The sequence below is a fragment of the Exiguobacterium sp. s168 genome (assembly GCF_018619035.1).
GTDB classification, from domain to species: domain Bacteria; phylum Bacillota; class Bacilli; order Exiguobacteriales; family Exiguobacteriaceae; genus Exiguobacterium_A; species Exiguobacterium_A acetylicum.
Genome location: NZ_JACSNE010000032.1, coordinates 17,153 through 32,906 on the forward strand (window position 1 = coordinate 17,153; position 15,754 = coordinate 32,906).

The 15,754-nt window shown below is 49.0% G+C and carries 15 protein-coding genes; 10 read left to right on the forward strand and 5 right to left on the reverse strand.

The window, feature by feature from the left end; translation table 11 throughout:
- Nucleotides 1–36: 36 nt before the first annotated feature.
- Complete coding sequence (locus KNQ15_RS14825) at nucleotides 37–240, reverse strand: hypothetical protein (RefSeq protein ID WP_214729906.1); 204 nt, start codon at nucleotides 238–240, stop codon at nucleotides 37–39.
- Between the two features lie 158 nt (nucleotides 241–398).
- Here KNQ15_RS14825 and KNQ15_RS14830 point away from each other — a divergent pair, with 158 nt between their 5' ends.
- Nucleotides 399–1,211, forward strand: coding sequence for an aldo/keto reductase (locus KNQ15_RS14830; RefSeq protein WP_050678472.1), 813 nt, complete (start codon nucleotides 399–401; stop codon nucleotides 1,209–1,211).
- Nucleotides 1,212–1,334: 123 nt separating this feature from the next.
- Here the strand turns inward: KNQ15_RS14830 and KNQ15_RS14835 are convergent, their stop codons facing one another.
- From KNQ15_RS14835 to KNQ15_RS14845, 3 genes are all read right to left on the reverse strand, one after another.
- Nucleotides 1,335–1,796: a YfbM family protein gene (locus tag KNQ15_RS14835; protein ID WP_214729907.1), complete on the reverse strand. Its 462-nt coding sequence runs from the start codon at nucleotides 1,794–1,796 to the stop codon at nucleotides 1,335–1,337.
- Nucleotides 1,797–1,881: 85 nt separating this feature from the next.
- On the reverse strand, nucleotides 1,882–3,327 hold the full coding sequence (locus KNQ15_RS14840) for an alanine/glycine:cation symporter family protein (protein ID WP_214729908.1): 1,446 nt from the start codon (nucleotides 3,325–3,327) through the stop codon (nucleotides 1,882–1,884).
- Between the two features lie 181 nt (nucleotides 3,328–3,508).
- On the reverse strand, nucleotides 3,509–5,962 hold the full coding sequence (locus KNQ15_RS14845) for a CoA-disulfide reductase (protein ID WP_214729909.1): 2,454 nt from the start codon (nucleotides 5,960–5,962) through the stop codon (nucleotides 3,509–3,511).
- 200 nt (nucleotides 5,963–6,162) lie between these two features.
- On the opposite strand from KNQ15_RS14845, the gene KNQ15_RS14850 reads away from it, so the two are divergent.
- The 9 genes from KNQ15_RS14850 (at nucleotide 6,163) to KNQ15_RS14890 (ending at nucleotide 14,999) form a co-directional block, all read left to right on the forward strand.
- The gene (locus tag KNQ15_RS14850; RefSeq protein WP_214729910.1) at nucleotides 6,163–6,690 is read left to right on the forward strand and encodes a type III secretion system chaperone family protein; all 528 of its coding nucleotides are present in this window, start codon (nucleotides 6,163–6,165) and stop codon (nucleotides 6,688–6,690) included.
- Nucleotides 6,691–6,845: 155 nt separating this feature from the next.
- Nucleotides 6,846–8,030, forward strand: coding sequence for a hypothetical protein (locus KNQ15_RS14855; RefSeq protein WP_214729911.1), 1,185 nt, complete (start codon nucleotides 6,846–6,848; stop codon nucleotides 8,028–8,030).
- A gap of 26 nt (nucleotides 8,031–8,056) precedes the next feature.
- The gene (locus tag KNQ15_RS14860; protein ID WP_214729912.1) at nucleotides 8,057–8,968 is read left to right on the forward strand and encodes an NAD-dependent epimerase/dehydratase family protein; all 912 of its coding nucleotides are present in this window, start codon (nucleotides 8,057–8,059) and stop codon (nucleotides 8,966–8,968) included.
- Entirely contained in the window at nucleotides 8,950–9,804 is an 855-nt protein-coding gene (locus tag KNQ15_RS14865; protein WP_353048928.1) for a lysylphosphatidylglycerol synthase domain-containing protein, read from the forward strand. The genes KNQ15_RS14860 and KNQ15_RS14865 overlap by 19 nt, the downstream gene beginning before the upstream one ends.
- The gene (locus KNQ15_RS14870; protein WP_214729913.1) at nucleotides 9,801–11,237 is read left to right on the forward strand and encodes an alkaline phosphatase family protein; all 1,437 of its coding nucleotides are present in this window, start codon (nucleotides 9,801–9,803) and stop codon (nucleotides 11,235–11,237) included. The genes KNQ15_RS14865 and KNQ15_RS14870 overlap by 4 nt, the downstream gene beginning before the upstream one ends.
- On the forward strand, nucleotides 11,234–11,962 hold the full coding sequence (locus tag KNQ15_RS14875) for a glycosyltransferase family 2 protein (protein WP_214729914.1): 729 nt from the start codon (nucleotides 11,234–11,236) through the stop codon (nucleotides 11,960–11,962). Before KNQ15_RS14870 ends, KNQ15_RS14875 begins: the two co-directional genes overlap by 4 nt.
- Complete coding sequence (locus tag KNQ15_RS14880) at nucleotides 11,959–12,693, forward strand: hypothetical protein (RefSeq protein WP_251137705.1); 735 nt, start codon at nucleotides 11,959–11,961, stop codon at nucleotides 12,691–12,693. The genes KNQ15_RS14875 and KNQ15_RS14880 overlap by 4 nt, the downstream gene beginning before the upstream one ends.
- 12 nt (nucleotides 12,694–12,705) lie before the next feature.
- Nucleotides 12,706–13,623, forward strand: coding sequence for an FTR1 family iron permease (locus KNQ15_RS14885; protein ID WP_214729915.1), 918 nt, complete (start codon nucleotides 12,706–12,708; stop codon nucleotides 13,621–13,623).
- Nucleotides 13,620–14,999 carry a glycosyltransferase family protein gene (locus KNQ15_RS14890; RefSeq protein WP_214729916.1) on the forward strand — a complete coding sequence of 460 codons (1,380 nt, stop codon included), beginning with the start codon at nucleotides 13,620–13,622 and terminating at the stop codon, nucleotides 14,997–14,999. The genes KNQ15_RS14885 and KNQ15_RS14890 overlap by 4 nt, the downstream gene beginning before the upstream one ends.
- Before the next feature lie 72 nt (nucleotides 15,000–15,071).
- On the opposite strand, the gene KNQ15_RS14895 is transcribed toward KNQ15_RS14890, so the two are convergent.
- Nucleotides 15,072–15,638, reverse strand: coding sequence for a GNAT family N-acetyltransferase (locus KNQ15_RS14895; RefSeq protein WP_214729917.1), 567 nt, complete (start codon nucleotides 15,636–15,638; stop codon nucleotides 15,072–15,074).
- Between the last annotated feature and the right edge of the window lie 116 nt (nucleotides 15,639–15,754).

A 15,754-nucleotide genomic window follows, 5' to 3' on the forward strand; every position in this document is an offset into this window, starting at 1 on the left:
ACAGGTCCAATCGCGTCGACGATTGGACCTGTTTTATTATTTTTTATGCTTCGCTTGTCGTTCTAAGATTAAATAAGCAATTGCCGGAAGGGGGAATTGAACCAGTCCAGCGCCTCCCCAAACCCATGGATTACGTCCTGATTTTCGCGCACTAAGAAATAGACCCACTGCCTGCGTTACTAACAAGGCGCCAATACTAAACCAAGTACATTTGGATAACTTTTTATTCTTTTGAGCCATCTTTTCTCCCCCCTCTTTTAACACACGATTAAATCTCATGATTCTTTTCTATTTTACCTTATTTCATTCCTCTATGAGCATGGAAACGGACGTCTTCGTTCGTTCATGCTAAACTAAACGAGCAAATCTAAACTACGTTTTATGAGGAGGAGTAACACATGCAATACGCAAAACTTTCAAACGGTATTACGATTCCCCAAATCGGATTCGGTGTCTGGCAAGTAGATGAAGAGACAGAAGCACCTGCTGCTGTCGCTGAAGCATTACGCGTCGGCTATCGTCATATCGATACGGCTGCTGTCTACAAAAACGAGCGCGGTGTCGCAAAAGGAATCAAGGAAAGCGGCGTGAAACGTGAGGATCTCTTCTTAACGTCAAAAGTCTGGAACGATGATATTCGTGCCGGTCGGACGAAGGAAGCATTCGCAGAATCGCTCGAACGTCTCGAAACAGATTATCTTGACCTTTATCTCATCCACTGGCCGGTCGAAGGCTATATCGAAGCGTGGAAAGCAATGGTTGAACTGTATGAAGCAGGCAAGATCAAAGCGATCGGTGTCTCGAACTTCAAAGAACATCACCTCGATACATTGGCAGAAGAGGGCTTGATGGCACCAATGATCAACCAAGTCGAGTTGCATCCACAATTACCACAACATGAACTGCATGAATACTTGCAAGATCACAACATCCAAGTCGAAGCATGGAGCCCACTCATGCAAGGGAAATTCCTCGAAATCAACGACTTCAAGGAAATCGCAGAGAAGCACGGCAAGACACCTTCACAAGTCGTCTTACGTTGGCATCTCGACAACGGCATCGTCGCTCTTCCAAAATCCGTTACACCAGAACGCATTGCGGAAAACTTCGACGTCTTTGATTTCCAACTCGATGCCGATGATCTTGAGAAAATTGACCGTCTGGCAACGGATGTCCGCCTCGGACCGGATCCGGACGAAATCGATTTTTAATCTGACGATTCACGTAAAAGAGAACGTCTTCCATATGAAGTCGTCTTGATTCATCTGAACGACGAGAGACCCGTTTCCAGTCTACGACTTGGAAGCGGGTCTCTTTTTTATGATTTTAGCTGATCAGACATAATAAATTAAAATCGTATCTTCCGCTTCTTCTGCCTTTTGAAAATAGGCGCGTAAATCGGCGAACTGTTCCCAGACATCCTCGAATTCGCCCGGTGTTCCGGCTTCATCATGAATCGAAGCGAATGCCCGTTGATCAAAATTCCGCATCACCTCAGCCGAGATGATGAGGAGTGGCAAGGGAAGAATGCCGACGATCGCCGCTTTCTCCTCATTGACAATCAACTCTTCGCCAACGATGGCTCGTCCCAGGTTGTAATGTGTGTCTTGATCAATATAGATATCGATTTGATTCATCAAATGATAGATGGCATTCGTCTGTTCGAGAGCAAATAATTGTTCATGATCGGGTTGTGTCTCATGAATGAATAAAATCCAGTCCATGATGATGTGGGGATCGTTTCCGAACGACTCCCAGACCGCATCCGTGACGCGGACGAAATGTACGTTTTCCATTCTCCCCCTCCCTTCTGTACTCTGTATTCCCTTTTTAAATTCGTTCTATACAAAAAAAGAGCCAGATTTCTCTGACTCCCTTTCCTTAGATCGCTTTTTCGTCTTTTTCTGATTCTTGCCATGCTTCAAGCGTATCTTTCCCTGGCAAGTTCGGAATCGAGTCCGCATAGAATCGTGGCTCTTTTCCAGCTTTTCGTTGCCCGACATAATCTTCGAGCGCCAGTTTCGCGATTTTTGAAAGACGGAAGATCGCGTACAAGTTAACGATCGCCATCAGCCCCATGAAGATATCTGCTAAAGCCCACACGAGGTTCGCCGATTCAACGAGTGAACCGAAGACGATCATGACGAGAACGAGCACACGATATGCCATCAAGACTTGTTTATTTTCACGGATGAAGTTAATGTTCGATTCACCGTAGTAGTAGTTTCCGACGACGGAACTAAAGGCAAAGAGGAAAATCGCGACGACCATGAATCCTGTCGCGAGTGATCCAACTTGTGATGCGAGGGCACCTTGTGCTAAGTCGATCCCAGCTACCGGTTGACCACTAGCATCTTTTGTTGCCACTCCACTGACAAGAACGATCATCGCTGTCGCTGAACAGACCATCAATGTATCAACGAAGACCGCAAACGATTGAATCAATCCTTGTTTGACTGGGTGAGAGACTTCCGCTGTTGCCGCTGCGTTCGGTGCCGAACCCATACCGGCTTCGTTTGAGAACAAACCACGGCGAATCCCGTTCAAGAGTGCTGCACCTACTGCACCACCTGCGAGCGTCTTGAATTCGAATAGACCTTCTTGGAAGATCAATTTAAAAATACTTGGCAGTACTTCAAGATTCGTCGCCATGATATAGAGCGCGATCAGGATGTAACCACCTGCCATGATCGGTACGAGGAACGACGCGACAGTTGCGATGCTACGGACGCCACCAAAGATGACGAGTGCCGTCAGCACGACAAGTCCGACCGTAATCCAGGTCTTATCAAAGCCGTATTGATTTTGAAGTGAAAGCGAGATCGTATTCGATTGAACGGAATTGAAAACAAATCCGAATGAGATCGTAATCAAGATACTGAATAAGATCCCTAACCAACGTTGACCGAGTGCTTTCTCCATATAATAGGCAGGGCCCCCACGCCATGCCTTATCATCTCGCACCTTGTAGATCTGCGCGAGTGTACTCTCGACGAATGCCGATGCCGATCCGATCAAGGCGATCAACCACATCCAGAAGACCGCTCCTGGTCCACCAAGTGCAATCGCTGTCGCGACACCTGCGATATTACCAGTACCGACACGTGCTGCCGTACTGATCGCAAATGCTTGGAATGGCGACACGCCGTCTTTCCCTTTATCCGTTCCTTGGAACAGTAAGCGTAACATCTCCGGTATCATCCGGAATTGAACGAACCGCATCCGGAATGTAAAATAAATGCCTAATCCGACGAGTAAGATGATCAGTACGTTTGTCCATAACACGTCACTGATTCTACTGACTACATCCATTACCTGCTTCTCCATCCGATTCCCTCCACTTCCACCACATAGTTTCTCTTTTTAGATGTAAACTTTTTTCACATGTGAATTATCATACGCAATTTTTTTTGAAAAATCAAACTCATCTATACCGCAGACTACAAAAAACGTGTTAAACCTCACATCAGATGTCAGGTTTAACACGTTTTTAACAAGCATTTTTGAATTAGATGAACAAGTTCAGGTTAGCACCATCCGTTGCACCAAGGTAACTTGCGACACCACCGTAATCGATATCATCCAGTAATTCCTCTTTCTTGATGCCCATGATGTCCATCGACATCGTACAAGCGATCATGCGGACACCCGCTGCTTGTGCTTTTGCCATCATCGTCTCTAGCGCATCGACTTGTTTGTCCTTCATGACTTTTTTCATCATTTTTTGACCGGCTCCTGCCATGTTCATGTTCGAGAGCGGTAACTCCCCAGCATGCTTTGGCATCATCATGCCCATCATCCGTTCAATACCAGCTTTTTCAACTGCCGGTGCGTCTGGTTTTCGAATGATGTTCAAGCCCCAGAACGTAAAGAACATCGTCACTTGTTTCCCCATCGCTTGTGCACCTTGCGCGATGACGAAAGACGCAAGTGCTTTATCGAGATCACCACTGAAGACGACCATCGTCGCATCATCCGCTGGATTGACTTGAATCGGAGTTGTAGCCGATGTCTCTCCTTGCCCTTTTTCAAGCATGACCTCAACGACTCCCTGATTCATCTCCGCTGAATGGATCGTGTGACCTAGTTTTTTCGCCCATGCTTGAACGTCTGGCAAGAATCCTGGGTCTGACGCCTTGACGAAAATTTGCTCGCCATCCGTCATCTGATCGATTTTTGTTTTCAGCTCTAAGATTGGACCTGGGCACTGTAAACCGCACGTATCGAGCAGCGTCACTTGTTCCGGTGCAGTCTTCGTTGTTGGCTCACGTTTCGTTACCGTCACAGCTGTCTCCTCCTTCGCCTGGCTTCGCGCTTCTTGATCACGATGCACGACCGACCATGTTTTGTAGCCACCACTTAAGTTTTTCACATCATAACCGTGTTGTTGCAATAGTTGACTCGCGACATATCCACGTAATCCGACTTGGCACGTCACATAGATCGTTTGATTCTTCGGCAGATCATCCAACTTCTCACGTAACGTTGGTAACGAGATATTGACCGATCCCGGAATCGAACCTAACTCGTTTTCCGATGGTTCACGGACATCAAGTAACAGACCGCCGTTGGCGACAATTTCATCGATTTCGTGCCAATGAACGTTCTTACTGTCACCAAGCACGATGTTCGACGCGATATACCCTGCCATGTTGACCGGATCCTTCGCTGAACTATATGGCGGTGCATATGATAGTTCAAGATCTGGTAGATCAAGCACTGTCAATCCACCTTTGATCGCTGTCGCGAGAACATCGATTCGTTTCTCAACACCTGTCATACCGATTGCCTGTGCGCCGTAAATCGTTCCTTCGATCGGATCAAACAACAGCTTCATCGAAATCGGACTCGCTCCTGGGTAATACCCCGCATGCGATCCCGGATGGAGATGAACCGCTTCATAACGTAGACCGAGCTGGCGTAACCGTTTTTCGTTGTTACCAGTCGAAGCGACCGTCAAGTCAAAGACTTTTGCGACCGCTGTTCCGAGCGTGCCGCTGTAACGGACGTCGCGTCCAGCGATGATGTCAGCAACGAGGCGTCCTTGACGGTTTGCTGGCCATGCGAGCGGGACGTGTGTCGCTTCCTTCGTGATATAATCTTTGACTTCAATCGCGTCGCCAATCGCAAAGATTGATGGATCGGATGTCCGCAGTTGATCGTCGACTTGAATCGTCTGTTTGATGCCAAGCGTTAAACCAGCATCTGCTGCGAGCGTGCTCTCCGGTGCAACACCAATCGATAGGATGTTCATCTCGGTTTCGATCACGCGTCCACTTGTCAGGACGATGCGGCGACCTGCCTCTTCAAAACGAGCGACGCCATCTTCTAGAATCAACTCGACGCCTTTCGCACGAAGATGTTCATGAACGATTGCTGCCATTTCTGGGTCGACCGGAGCCATGACTTGATCTGCCATCTCGACGAGGGTGACGTGCGCCCCACGTTCGACGAGGTTTTCTGCCATTTCAAGACCGATGAATCCTCCACCGATGACGACTGCTCGCTCTGGACGCGTCGTATCAACGTATTCCCGCATCCGGTCCGTATCTGGAATGTTCCGTAATGTAAAGACGTTCGTTGCTTCTTCAAGTCCTGGAATGTTTGGACGAATCGGTTTTGCGCCTGGAGAAAGAATCAGATGATCGTACGATTCATTGTATTCTTTACCCGTTTCGACGTTGCGGATCGTGACCGTCTTCGCTTCACGGTTAATCCGAATCGCTTCCGACAAATTACGGACATCTAAATTAAACCGTGCGTGCATGCCTTCCGGCGTTTGGACGAGTAATTTATTGCGATCCTTGATAACGTCTCCGATGTAGTAAGGCAGTCCACAGTTCGCGAACGAAATCTCTTTTCCCCGTTCAAGCAAAATGATTTCTGCCGTTTCGTCAATCCGCCGCAGTCGTGCTGCTGCCGTAGCGCCACCTGCGACGCCACCTACGATGATCGTTTTCATCTGATGATTCCTCCTTGAGTTTCTATCTGTCACCTAATATACCCTGTTAGGTATGTCATTTCAAGTCAATTGCTCGCAAATTCACAAACAAGACATATCTCTGCTCTTTTGTATTTTCTTCCTATCTTAACGGACATTAGTTGCAATTCCTTCTGAAATGCTTGAAACTGAATTTATAGTATATAAAGGGGGATTTTGCAATGGACCAGGAACGTAACTCGAACGAATCAAACGAGAACAATAAAGTGACACCGATTCACCAAGATCGTCAACCCGAAACAAACGAGCAAGGAATCGCGCCACAACAGCAACAACACTTGGAAGCTTTCCAAGCTTTCCTCGTTGAAAAAGGGATTCCAATGGAAGCGCGTGAAAATGAGACACACGTCTTCTTCATGACACAAGAAAAAACACCTGCTGGAGCAGAACCGATGATGATGATCGTCTTCAGTAAAACGACGACAGATGTCGAATTGTTCGCTCGTACGGTGACACACGTACCAGACGGTGTCGAGGATCTCCCGATCCTTAACGCCATCAACGACTTCAACCAAGAGTTCAAATACTTCCGCGTCGTTCTCGACAGCGACCGTGATGTCACGATCGCATCAACGATCGATCTCGATCATGGCTTCAACCCAGCTGCGATCTTCGAACATTCTGTCATGATGTTCCAAGCATCAGACGAAGTCTACACGTATTTGACAAAACTGTACGAACAGTTCTAATTTCTCATTTAAAACGGCTTTGGAGCCCTGCTCCGAAGCCGTTTTTTTCTTTAAAGTTCAATTGACAATGAGAATTATTCTCGCTATAGTTAGATTTGTGAAAACGACTACATGACGGAAAACGTCTTATTAATTCTTCTGGGGGAATCACGATTATGAAAAAACGTTTAAAAGTAGCTTCTATCTTCATGGTAGCTGGTATCTTGGCTGCCTGCGGTTCGAATGAAACGGATACGACTGCACCGAAAAAAGAGAAAACGGAACAGTCGACCGAAACAAAATCAGCAGATGCGGGGATTGCTGCAACGACACTGACAGATGAATTGACGATCTTCAGCTCAATCAAAACAGAACTCGACAAAGCAAAAGAAGGACAAACAATCGATTGGAAGATGGTCACGACAAGTTATGAATCGAAACTAAAAGGTGGTGTCGAGACGACAGCACCAGAAATCGAACAAGTCATCCAGTCTGCTTTAGCAGGTGTGGAAGCAAAGGATCTCGATGAGAACATCGCTCGTCAACTCGTTGATAAAGGTCTACAATCGTATTTCTATAAATTACAAAAAGCAACACAAGCAAAAGCCGAAGAAGCATTCGTCGCCGGTAAACCAGAAGCTGCAACAGAAGCACTTAAGGATATCGAAGCAATGGCGAAGACTGTCTTCATCCCGACTGCAGAAAAACGCGACGCGAGTTACGGCTTCAAAAACGAAGACGCCATCGCTCAAGCGATCACATCAGGTCTTGCAGCGCAGCAAGAAGCCATCGACGCAAAAGAACTTGGTGACTTCAACGTTGCAAAACAAGTGACAGATAAATCAATTTATCGTTCCTTCTATTTAGCTGCACTCGGTTATGCACAAAAAATCGAGGATGGAGCAAAAGCAGGTACGGATGAAAAAGAATTACAAATGGAGCAAGCAGAAGGATATGGTTTCCTCCTTGCGATCGAAGAATCATTAGCAGGCGGAGACGAAGAAGCTGTCAAAACGCTGAAAGAGCGCTATGATTTCTCAAAAACAAAGCCAGCTGACGTCTCTTACAAAGAAATCGAAGGATTGTTCGCAAAAGCGTTGACGGAAAAAGTCGACGGTTATCATGAAGAAGCACAAGAAGCGATCGAGAAGAAAGACGTCGATACAGCACGTGTAGAAGCAATGGAAGCGAACATGTTCGTCGTGGCGATGAAACCGACGCTTGAGAACCGTCTCGGTAAAAACAAAGCAGCACAAGTCGCAAAAGACGCAAACGAATGGTTCGCACTCGTCGAAAAAGGTGATGTCAAGGCTGAAACGACAGGCGAACGGATCACAGACGCACTCGAACCACTTAACTAAGAAAGAAATGGAAACGGAGGGATAAGATGAATATCGGAATCACAGGAGGTGCCGGCTTCATTGGCGCCGCCCTCGCCCTCCGGCTCCAGCAGCATCATACCGTCCATGTCCTTGATGCCTTTACGGACTACTATGATGTCCAATTGAAAGAAGAACGGGCAGTTGCATTAAGACGTGCCGGCGTTACCGTGACGATAGGTGACGTTCATCACGATCTCGACACCTGGATGGAGACATCGTTCGACGCTGTCTTCCATCTCGCAGCTCTTCCAGGTGTTCCGCGTTCGCTCGAAGAACCGCATCACTATATTCGTGAGGACATCGATATGACGGTGACCTTGTTAGAAGCCGCAAAAAGACATGGCATGCCGCATGTCTTTTTCGCGTCTTCTTCTTCCGTTTATGGGGAACAGACCGGACCGCTGAAAGAGGAACAGGCAACGGGACACGTCGCTAGTCCTTACGCGGCAGCCAAGTATAGTGCCGAAAGCTTTTGCCATGCTTATGCTCATTTATATGATGTAAACGTGACATTATTTCGCTTCTTTACGGTCTATGGTCCATCGGGGCGTCCCGATATGGCGCTGTTTCGATTCATCGAACAGGCATTGCGCGGAGAGGCACTCACCGTCTTCGGTGATCCGATCCGTGACTTCACGTATATCGATGACATCACCCACGGAATGGAACAGGCGTTGCTAGCTCGTGCAGTCGGGACGTATAACCTCGGCGCGAATCAGCCGGTCTCCGTCCGCACGCTAGCTGAACGGATCGGTCAACGGTTCGATGTTCCCGTGCATACTCAGGCTGCACGGCGCGGGGACGTGACGATGACATGGAGTGATACGACGGCGGCACAGGAAGCCTTCGGTTACCAACCGTCAATCGAGATTGATGTTGGACTGGAGCAGGTGATCGCGTGGCATCAAAACCGCTAATCCGAATGTTTCTGTACCTGACGCTTACCGGGCTTGTCATCTTTTTACTGCTCCGTTTTTTCTTGGAGTTACCGGTCTCTTATCGGTATATCGAAGCTTTATTCAAGAGTCCCTGGACGATCCTTGCGACCTTGACGTATGCGATCGCCTTTTATTTACGCGCGGTCGCCTGGCGCCGCGCCGATGCCAAACGTGCACCGACTGCCGTGTACCTGTCGAGCCTGTATCTCGGACTGACGATCAATCACCTCTCACCGGTCAAGCTCGGAGAGATGATCCGACTCGTGACAGCAAGAGCCGTCGGAAGTCCATGGAAACAGACGAGCGCGATCTTCGTCTTACAACGAAGCATTGACTTGATCGTTCTGTGCACCTTCATTCTGATTGGTTGGTTGTTTCACCCAATCGTCTTGCTCGTCGCGCTCCTTGCGACCGCGTTATTACTCGTGTTACGCCGACATGTCCCGCATCTCCCAGCGCTCGTCCTGTTCGGAACGCTCGCTTGGGCCGTCGAGGCACTCGCCGTCTTCCTCCTCTTGCACGGAGCAGGTATCGATGTGTCCTTCCCGACGACATTGATCGCGATGAGTGCAGGTGTCCTGTCCGGTGTGATTCAGTTCACGCCGGGTGGACTCGGAACGTACGAACTCGCGATGGGCACGGTGTTACGGCAAGCCGGTGTTGCTCATGCGTACGACGTTGCCTTGATGACGCACTTCTTTAAATATGCGTTTGCTTTTCTCATCCCGCTGTACGTTCTCATTCGGCATCCGGCTACGCTTCGCTTGTTGGTTCGTCAGCTCAAATACACTGATTGGAAAGGAGGAAGACGATGAAAAGTGCTTCTCGCTTTGAAAAAGTCGCAGCACGCGCCTGGAACTTACTCAATGAAGGAAAACCCTTCACACCGATTTTTACGGTCGGCGTCTTCTTGACATACGCCTTATGGACGCAGATGCCACTCGCAGAAGCTGGTCTTGGTTTCATCGTGACGCTTCCTTTATTCATCTTGCTTTGGCGTTATGATTTCCCGTTATTTTTACGAAATTACCTTTGGATCCCGGTCATCGTTTGGCTGTTCCTTCGGGGTACGAATGCGGAGTATTTACCTTTGTTCGCCTATGGCGCGGGTCTTTATTTCTTCTTTACGATCTTTTTCTGGGGGACAATCTATTATCATCTCCGGATCGGAACGCGCTGGACAAACTTCACGCGTTTTTGGAAACTCGTCCTGAAGAATAGTGATTCGACAAGTGGTAACGCGCAGGAGCAACTGCCTAAGGTTGCCCTATTGCTCATGTACTGGTGGACGGCAAATGACGCGTCGACACTCGACATGACATTCGTCTGGTTCCCAATTGGTCTATTCGTCTTTGCATGGATTCTGCATCACTACCTGTTCGACTGGAAACCGAAGTTGCCAGAAGCATTAACGACGGATGCGACACTTCCGACTTCAGAAAAAGTGTACGTTCTGATTGTCGATGGGATGCGTAAAGATCGCTACATGGCAGCAAACACACCGTTCCTCGAACGATTGCGTCAGGAAGGAACGGAATATACGAATATGGAGACTGTCTACCCCGCCCGGACCGTCGTCTGCTTCAGTTCGATGTTCACCGGTGCTCGCCCGGAAGATCACGGCATTCATTCGAACATGGTCTGGAACACGACCGGCGTTAAAACGGATACCGTCTTCGACCGTCTCCGTGCCGTCGATAAATCAGGAAAAATCCTTGGCATCGCACACCTTGTCGATGCGTTCGGTTCAACTGACGTACAGACCGTCACGGCGGTCATGCATAACGATGTCGCGGATCGAAATATCGTAGAGCGCGCCAAACAAATCGTCCATGAAGAGGATCCGGATCTACTCGCAATCCAGCTGATCGGAACGGATCAAACGGGACACAGTCGAGGCACCCTTTATTCCGAGTATGTCGAAAAAATCGAGGAAGCGGATGCGCTACTCGCTGAGTTTTGTGAGGAGCTCGATCGTCTTGGTAAACTCGAGGATGCGACACTCATCGTCATGGCGGATCACGGTCAAGCGGACGGAATCGGTGGACACGGTCACTTGGATGAAGGCGAACGGTTCGTTCCGTTCTGGATGTATGGCAAGAACGTTCATGCCGGTCTGAAAGTGGATACGCACCGCCATATCTTGTCACTCGGACCAACGATCACCAAAGTCCTAGGGGCAGACATCCCGCACGATAGCCGTGGTGTGCTGCTGACAGAAGCGTTCAAGGAGGCGAAGTCTAAATGAAGATCATCGTCTTTTTACCAGCACACAATGAAGAAGTGTCACTTCCGCTCGTCTTAAAACGAATCCCGGATATGATTGACGGCATTCCGGTCGAGACCCTCGTCATCGACGATGGCTCAGTGGATGCGACGAGTTCGATCGCGCGTCAACACGGCGCACATGTCTATCGGTTCGAGCAGAATCAAGGACTCGGCGCTGCAGTCCGGGAAGGACTCCGCCAGTCCTACGAACTCGGCGCTGATGTTGCTGTCATGATTGATGCCGATAACGAATATCCTGCCGATCAAATTCCGGATATCGTCCGACCGATCTTACACGATCAGGCCGACTACGTATTCGGTTCCCGCTTCCTCGGTACCGTCGACGGGATGCGGCTCTATCGCTATATCGGTAATCATGTCTTCACGTGGTTGCAATGCCTTTTATTGAAACGTAAAATCCATGATGGTCAAAGTGGAATGCGTGCTTTTTCACGCGCAGCGTGTCACCATGCTGAGATCATTCACGATTATAACTATGCGCAAGTCTTAACTCTCAATCTCGTCCGAAAAGGCTTCCGCCTTCACGAAGTCCCGATCCGTTATCGGGTCCGGGAAGCAGGAAAGTCCTTTATCCGTCTGAATTATGTCCAACGTGTCCTCCCAGCGATTTACCGGGAGTGGCGACGACCGATCACACAGCTTAGCGTTGAAGAACGCATGGAACGAAAGGAGCACCTCGGATGAAACGCCTTCTCTTGCTACCGCTCCTCCTACTCTCACTGTTCGTGAGCACTTCCACGGTTTCTGCTTATAGTTACGGAGACCCAGGAAAGGAAGCTTTTGCGGAAGCGTATAAACAATTTGAAGAACAACTCGATGCCAAGGATTATGCGCTTGCGAAAGAGACGCTTGCCGCCTATGATAAAGAATTCAAACTGTATTTCCCTGAAGCGAAAACGAAGATCGACACGGCGCTTGAACAAGAAGATGCCGAGGCTGCCAAACAAGCGTATCGCGTCGCTCTCCGTCAAAATATCGAACGTCGCCTGCACTTTGCTGAAGAGCAGTTCGAGGACTTCGGTCAAGCGAAACTCTTACTCGCGAAAGCCCGCGGGACATATGATGTGCTCGCGCCTTATGTCAAGGAAAGCAAGGATGCACAAACATCCGATGACGTGTATACTGCATTTGATGAATCATTAAAGGCACTCGGAAACCCTGGTCTGTTTGGGGTCGGGAAAAAAGCGAGTGATGAAGAATCCTTCAAGAAAAACATTACGATGATCGAAGATACGTTGACGCCTCTTTTCGTCCTGCCGGGTGAAGAAAAAACAGGAGTCTTCACGGAAGAAGACTCCTTCCTCGGTCAAACGTTCGGAACGGACGCGATCTGGAAATTAATCGCACTCGGACTCGTCGTTGTACTCATCGTCATCGTCATCATTGGTCAATGGAAGAAGAAACGTCGCTCATAAGGAGGAAGACAGATGGATTTTCAAGCGTTTTTGATTACGCTTCGGGAGTGTCTCGAGGCTGTTCTCATCGTTGGGTTGATCTTAGGTTATCTCGATCGATTGAACGCTCCACAATATAAAAAGTGGGTCTACGCAGGTGTCGGGTTGGCACTTCTCGCTAGCCTTGGTGTCGCGTTCCTGTTCCAAGTCGTCTTTACGAGTTTTGCGAGCTTCGGAAGCGATACGTATCTCCGTCTCGGCATCATGATGGTCTCCGTCCTGCTCTTGACACACATGGTCCTCTGGATGGGGAAGGAAGCGAAAGAGAATCAAAAAGCCTCCCAAGCGAAGGTCGCCGCTGCCGTCTCGACGGGTAGTGCCATCACGATGATCATCCACTCCTTCCTCGTCATCGTTCGAGAAGGAATTGAGACAGTCTTCTTCTTCGCTGCCATCTCAGGTGGGGAAATCGAAAAAGTCCTGACGAGTTACGGTGCGGTTTCCGGTCTGTTACTCGCCTTGATCTTCGGATACTTATTCGTTTCCGGCTCAATGAAAATTCCCGTCAAACGCTTCTTCCAAGTAACGGGCGTATTAATTCTCTTCATTGCAGCCGGCATGCTCGTCCAAACGATTGGACGCTTCCAAGATCTTGGTTTGCTCGGTAGTCTCCTGATGAATGCTGACGGCACACCAGCTGCTGTGTATAACATCGTCGGCTTCATGCCGGAGCACTACATCGATCAGGTACAATACTTGCGTGATACAGGAAACTCGACATTGATCAGTGGACAGATCGGAACGTTCATGGGTGCAATGTTCGGATACAGTCATAACCCATCGCTCGAACAAGTCATCGCTTGGTGGGGTTATTTCGCCTTTGCTGGTTGGATGTTGCTCCGTCAAAACAAACCATCGAAGTCATCGAAGTCCTTACAGGAGGTTTCTTGACCGTCCGAAGCGATCGTTCACGTCCGCGTGGACGATCGCTTTTTTGGATCACGTTGCTATTCATCGGTGGCTGGATCAGTTTGCGGATTGCCTACGTCAGTCCATTCATCGCGAGCTACGATATCGCGAACTTCACGCTCGCTGTGACTGATTATGATTTGGCTGATTTACGCCCGCATTTTCCGGGTTATCCTTTTTTCATCTTATTTGCCAATCTGTTTCTGCCACTGATGATACCTGTCAAAGCACTTGGACTCGTCTCCACATTAGGACTAGCCAGTGCCCTCTTGCCACTCTATTGGCTGTTCAGCCGTCATGCATATGATACGACGCGGCTGATCGCTGCCTTTACCGTTCTCTCCACTGCCTCACTCGTGACGTTCGCTGCAACCGGGATGTCAGATGGACTCGCCCTCGGACTACTCGTTTGGTACGGCTGGAGCATCGAACGCGCCCGACATCAGATTCGTCGCTGGCTTCCGTATCTTCTGTTCGGTTTACTGATGGCGACTCGACTGTCCTATGCGCCGTTTGGTTTCATGTTGCTTGTCTTGCTGTGGCAAGTACGAAAGGATTACTGGCAACTCTTATCCGAGAGCGCTATTCTTGTTCTGGCACAACTGGCTTGGTTGCTCCCGGTCGCCTTTTCCGTCGGGGGTCCCTACTCGTTTCTTCAACTGTCACTCCGTTTCGTCAGCGGTCATTTTTCCGATTGGGGTGGTTCTGCTCAGACCGATGATGCATCCATCCTCCAACGATTCGTTCAAACACTTCAGCAACTCTTCTGGCATGGGATCGGTTATGGCACGTGGATTGGACTAGTGTCTGGACTGCTGCTATTCTTACGGAAACGTTGGACAGTCGATGTCTCTTGGGGAGCGACGGCTGGACTCTATTTCGTCTGGGTCTGGCTCGGACAAAACATCGATAAACCCCGTCATGTCTTACCGCTTGTCCTATTGCTACTCATCTGGTTGATCCGTCAGCTTCCGTTACAGATGTATCTACCATTTTTAGTCGTTCAGTTGACGATCGGTAGCCTCGCGTTGAACGAACAAGCCACGCGTCCGCCGGCGACGATTGAACTGGCTCGTTACGTAGCGACTCTTCCAATCGGCGCGACAGTCTTTACCGACGAGGAAGCTCGCCAATTCCAGTCTGAACGACCGGATGCTGCGATCGTTCCGATCGGATCAATCAGTAAATGGAACGCAGAACCAAAATCCGATCAGAGTTACGTGACCGGTCGATTGCTCGAGCGCCTTCACGCTCAAGGCGTGCGACCAAACGTCAAACAAGTCGTCCGCTTCACGAGTGATACCCGCTACGAACCAGAAGACGCGCAGGCGATTCTGTATCAACTAACAGCGCCTTGACGGCATGACTGCATGCATACGAAAAACCATGTCGATTCCCGAATGACACCGTGGGGATCGACATGGTTTTTTTCATTGCTGCGTATCGTAACGACGTTCCATATAATCAAAGGTACCGCCGCTAATTTCAATCGTCCGAATCGGTTCGAAGCCGAGACGACGATACAGTCGCTGTGCCCCGGCATTCGTTTGATCAGCGTTTAAGGTGAACGCTCGTAGTCCTCGTTTTTCCCCTTCTTCCGCTGCTGCCTGCAATAGTTCTGTTCCAATTCCTTTTCCGCCATGACGCGCGTCAACCGATAAAGTATCTAGGTAATAGACCGGACCTTCCGTCTCGACATCAATCTGGACATCGCGACCCGTCCAACGTTTCAGTTGTGCTTTGATCGGTTCGTCGAGTTGTTCCGCATCCGTTCCGGCATAAGCGATCACGATGCCCGCTACTTCACCCTCGATGATTTTCACGAGGATATTCTCATGGCTCAGTCGGTTTCCTGTTTCAGCGACGAAGTACGCGAGTCGATCTAAAACTTCCTCCCGCTTTGTCGTTCCCGTCAGTGTCTCAGCAATCTCATGAATTGCTTGCTCAATCAACGGGGCAATCTGTTGTGCTTCTGAAGCATATGCTTTTCGAATCATCTAGTCGTTCTCCTTTGAATTTTTTTAATGACGGTTTGTCAAATTAAGCGCAACACTTCTTCGGAAAAGACCTCGTATGCAGTTTTCCAATCCAAACACTTTCGTGGTCGATTGTT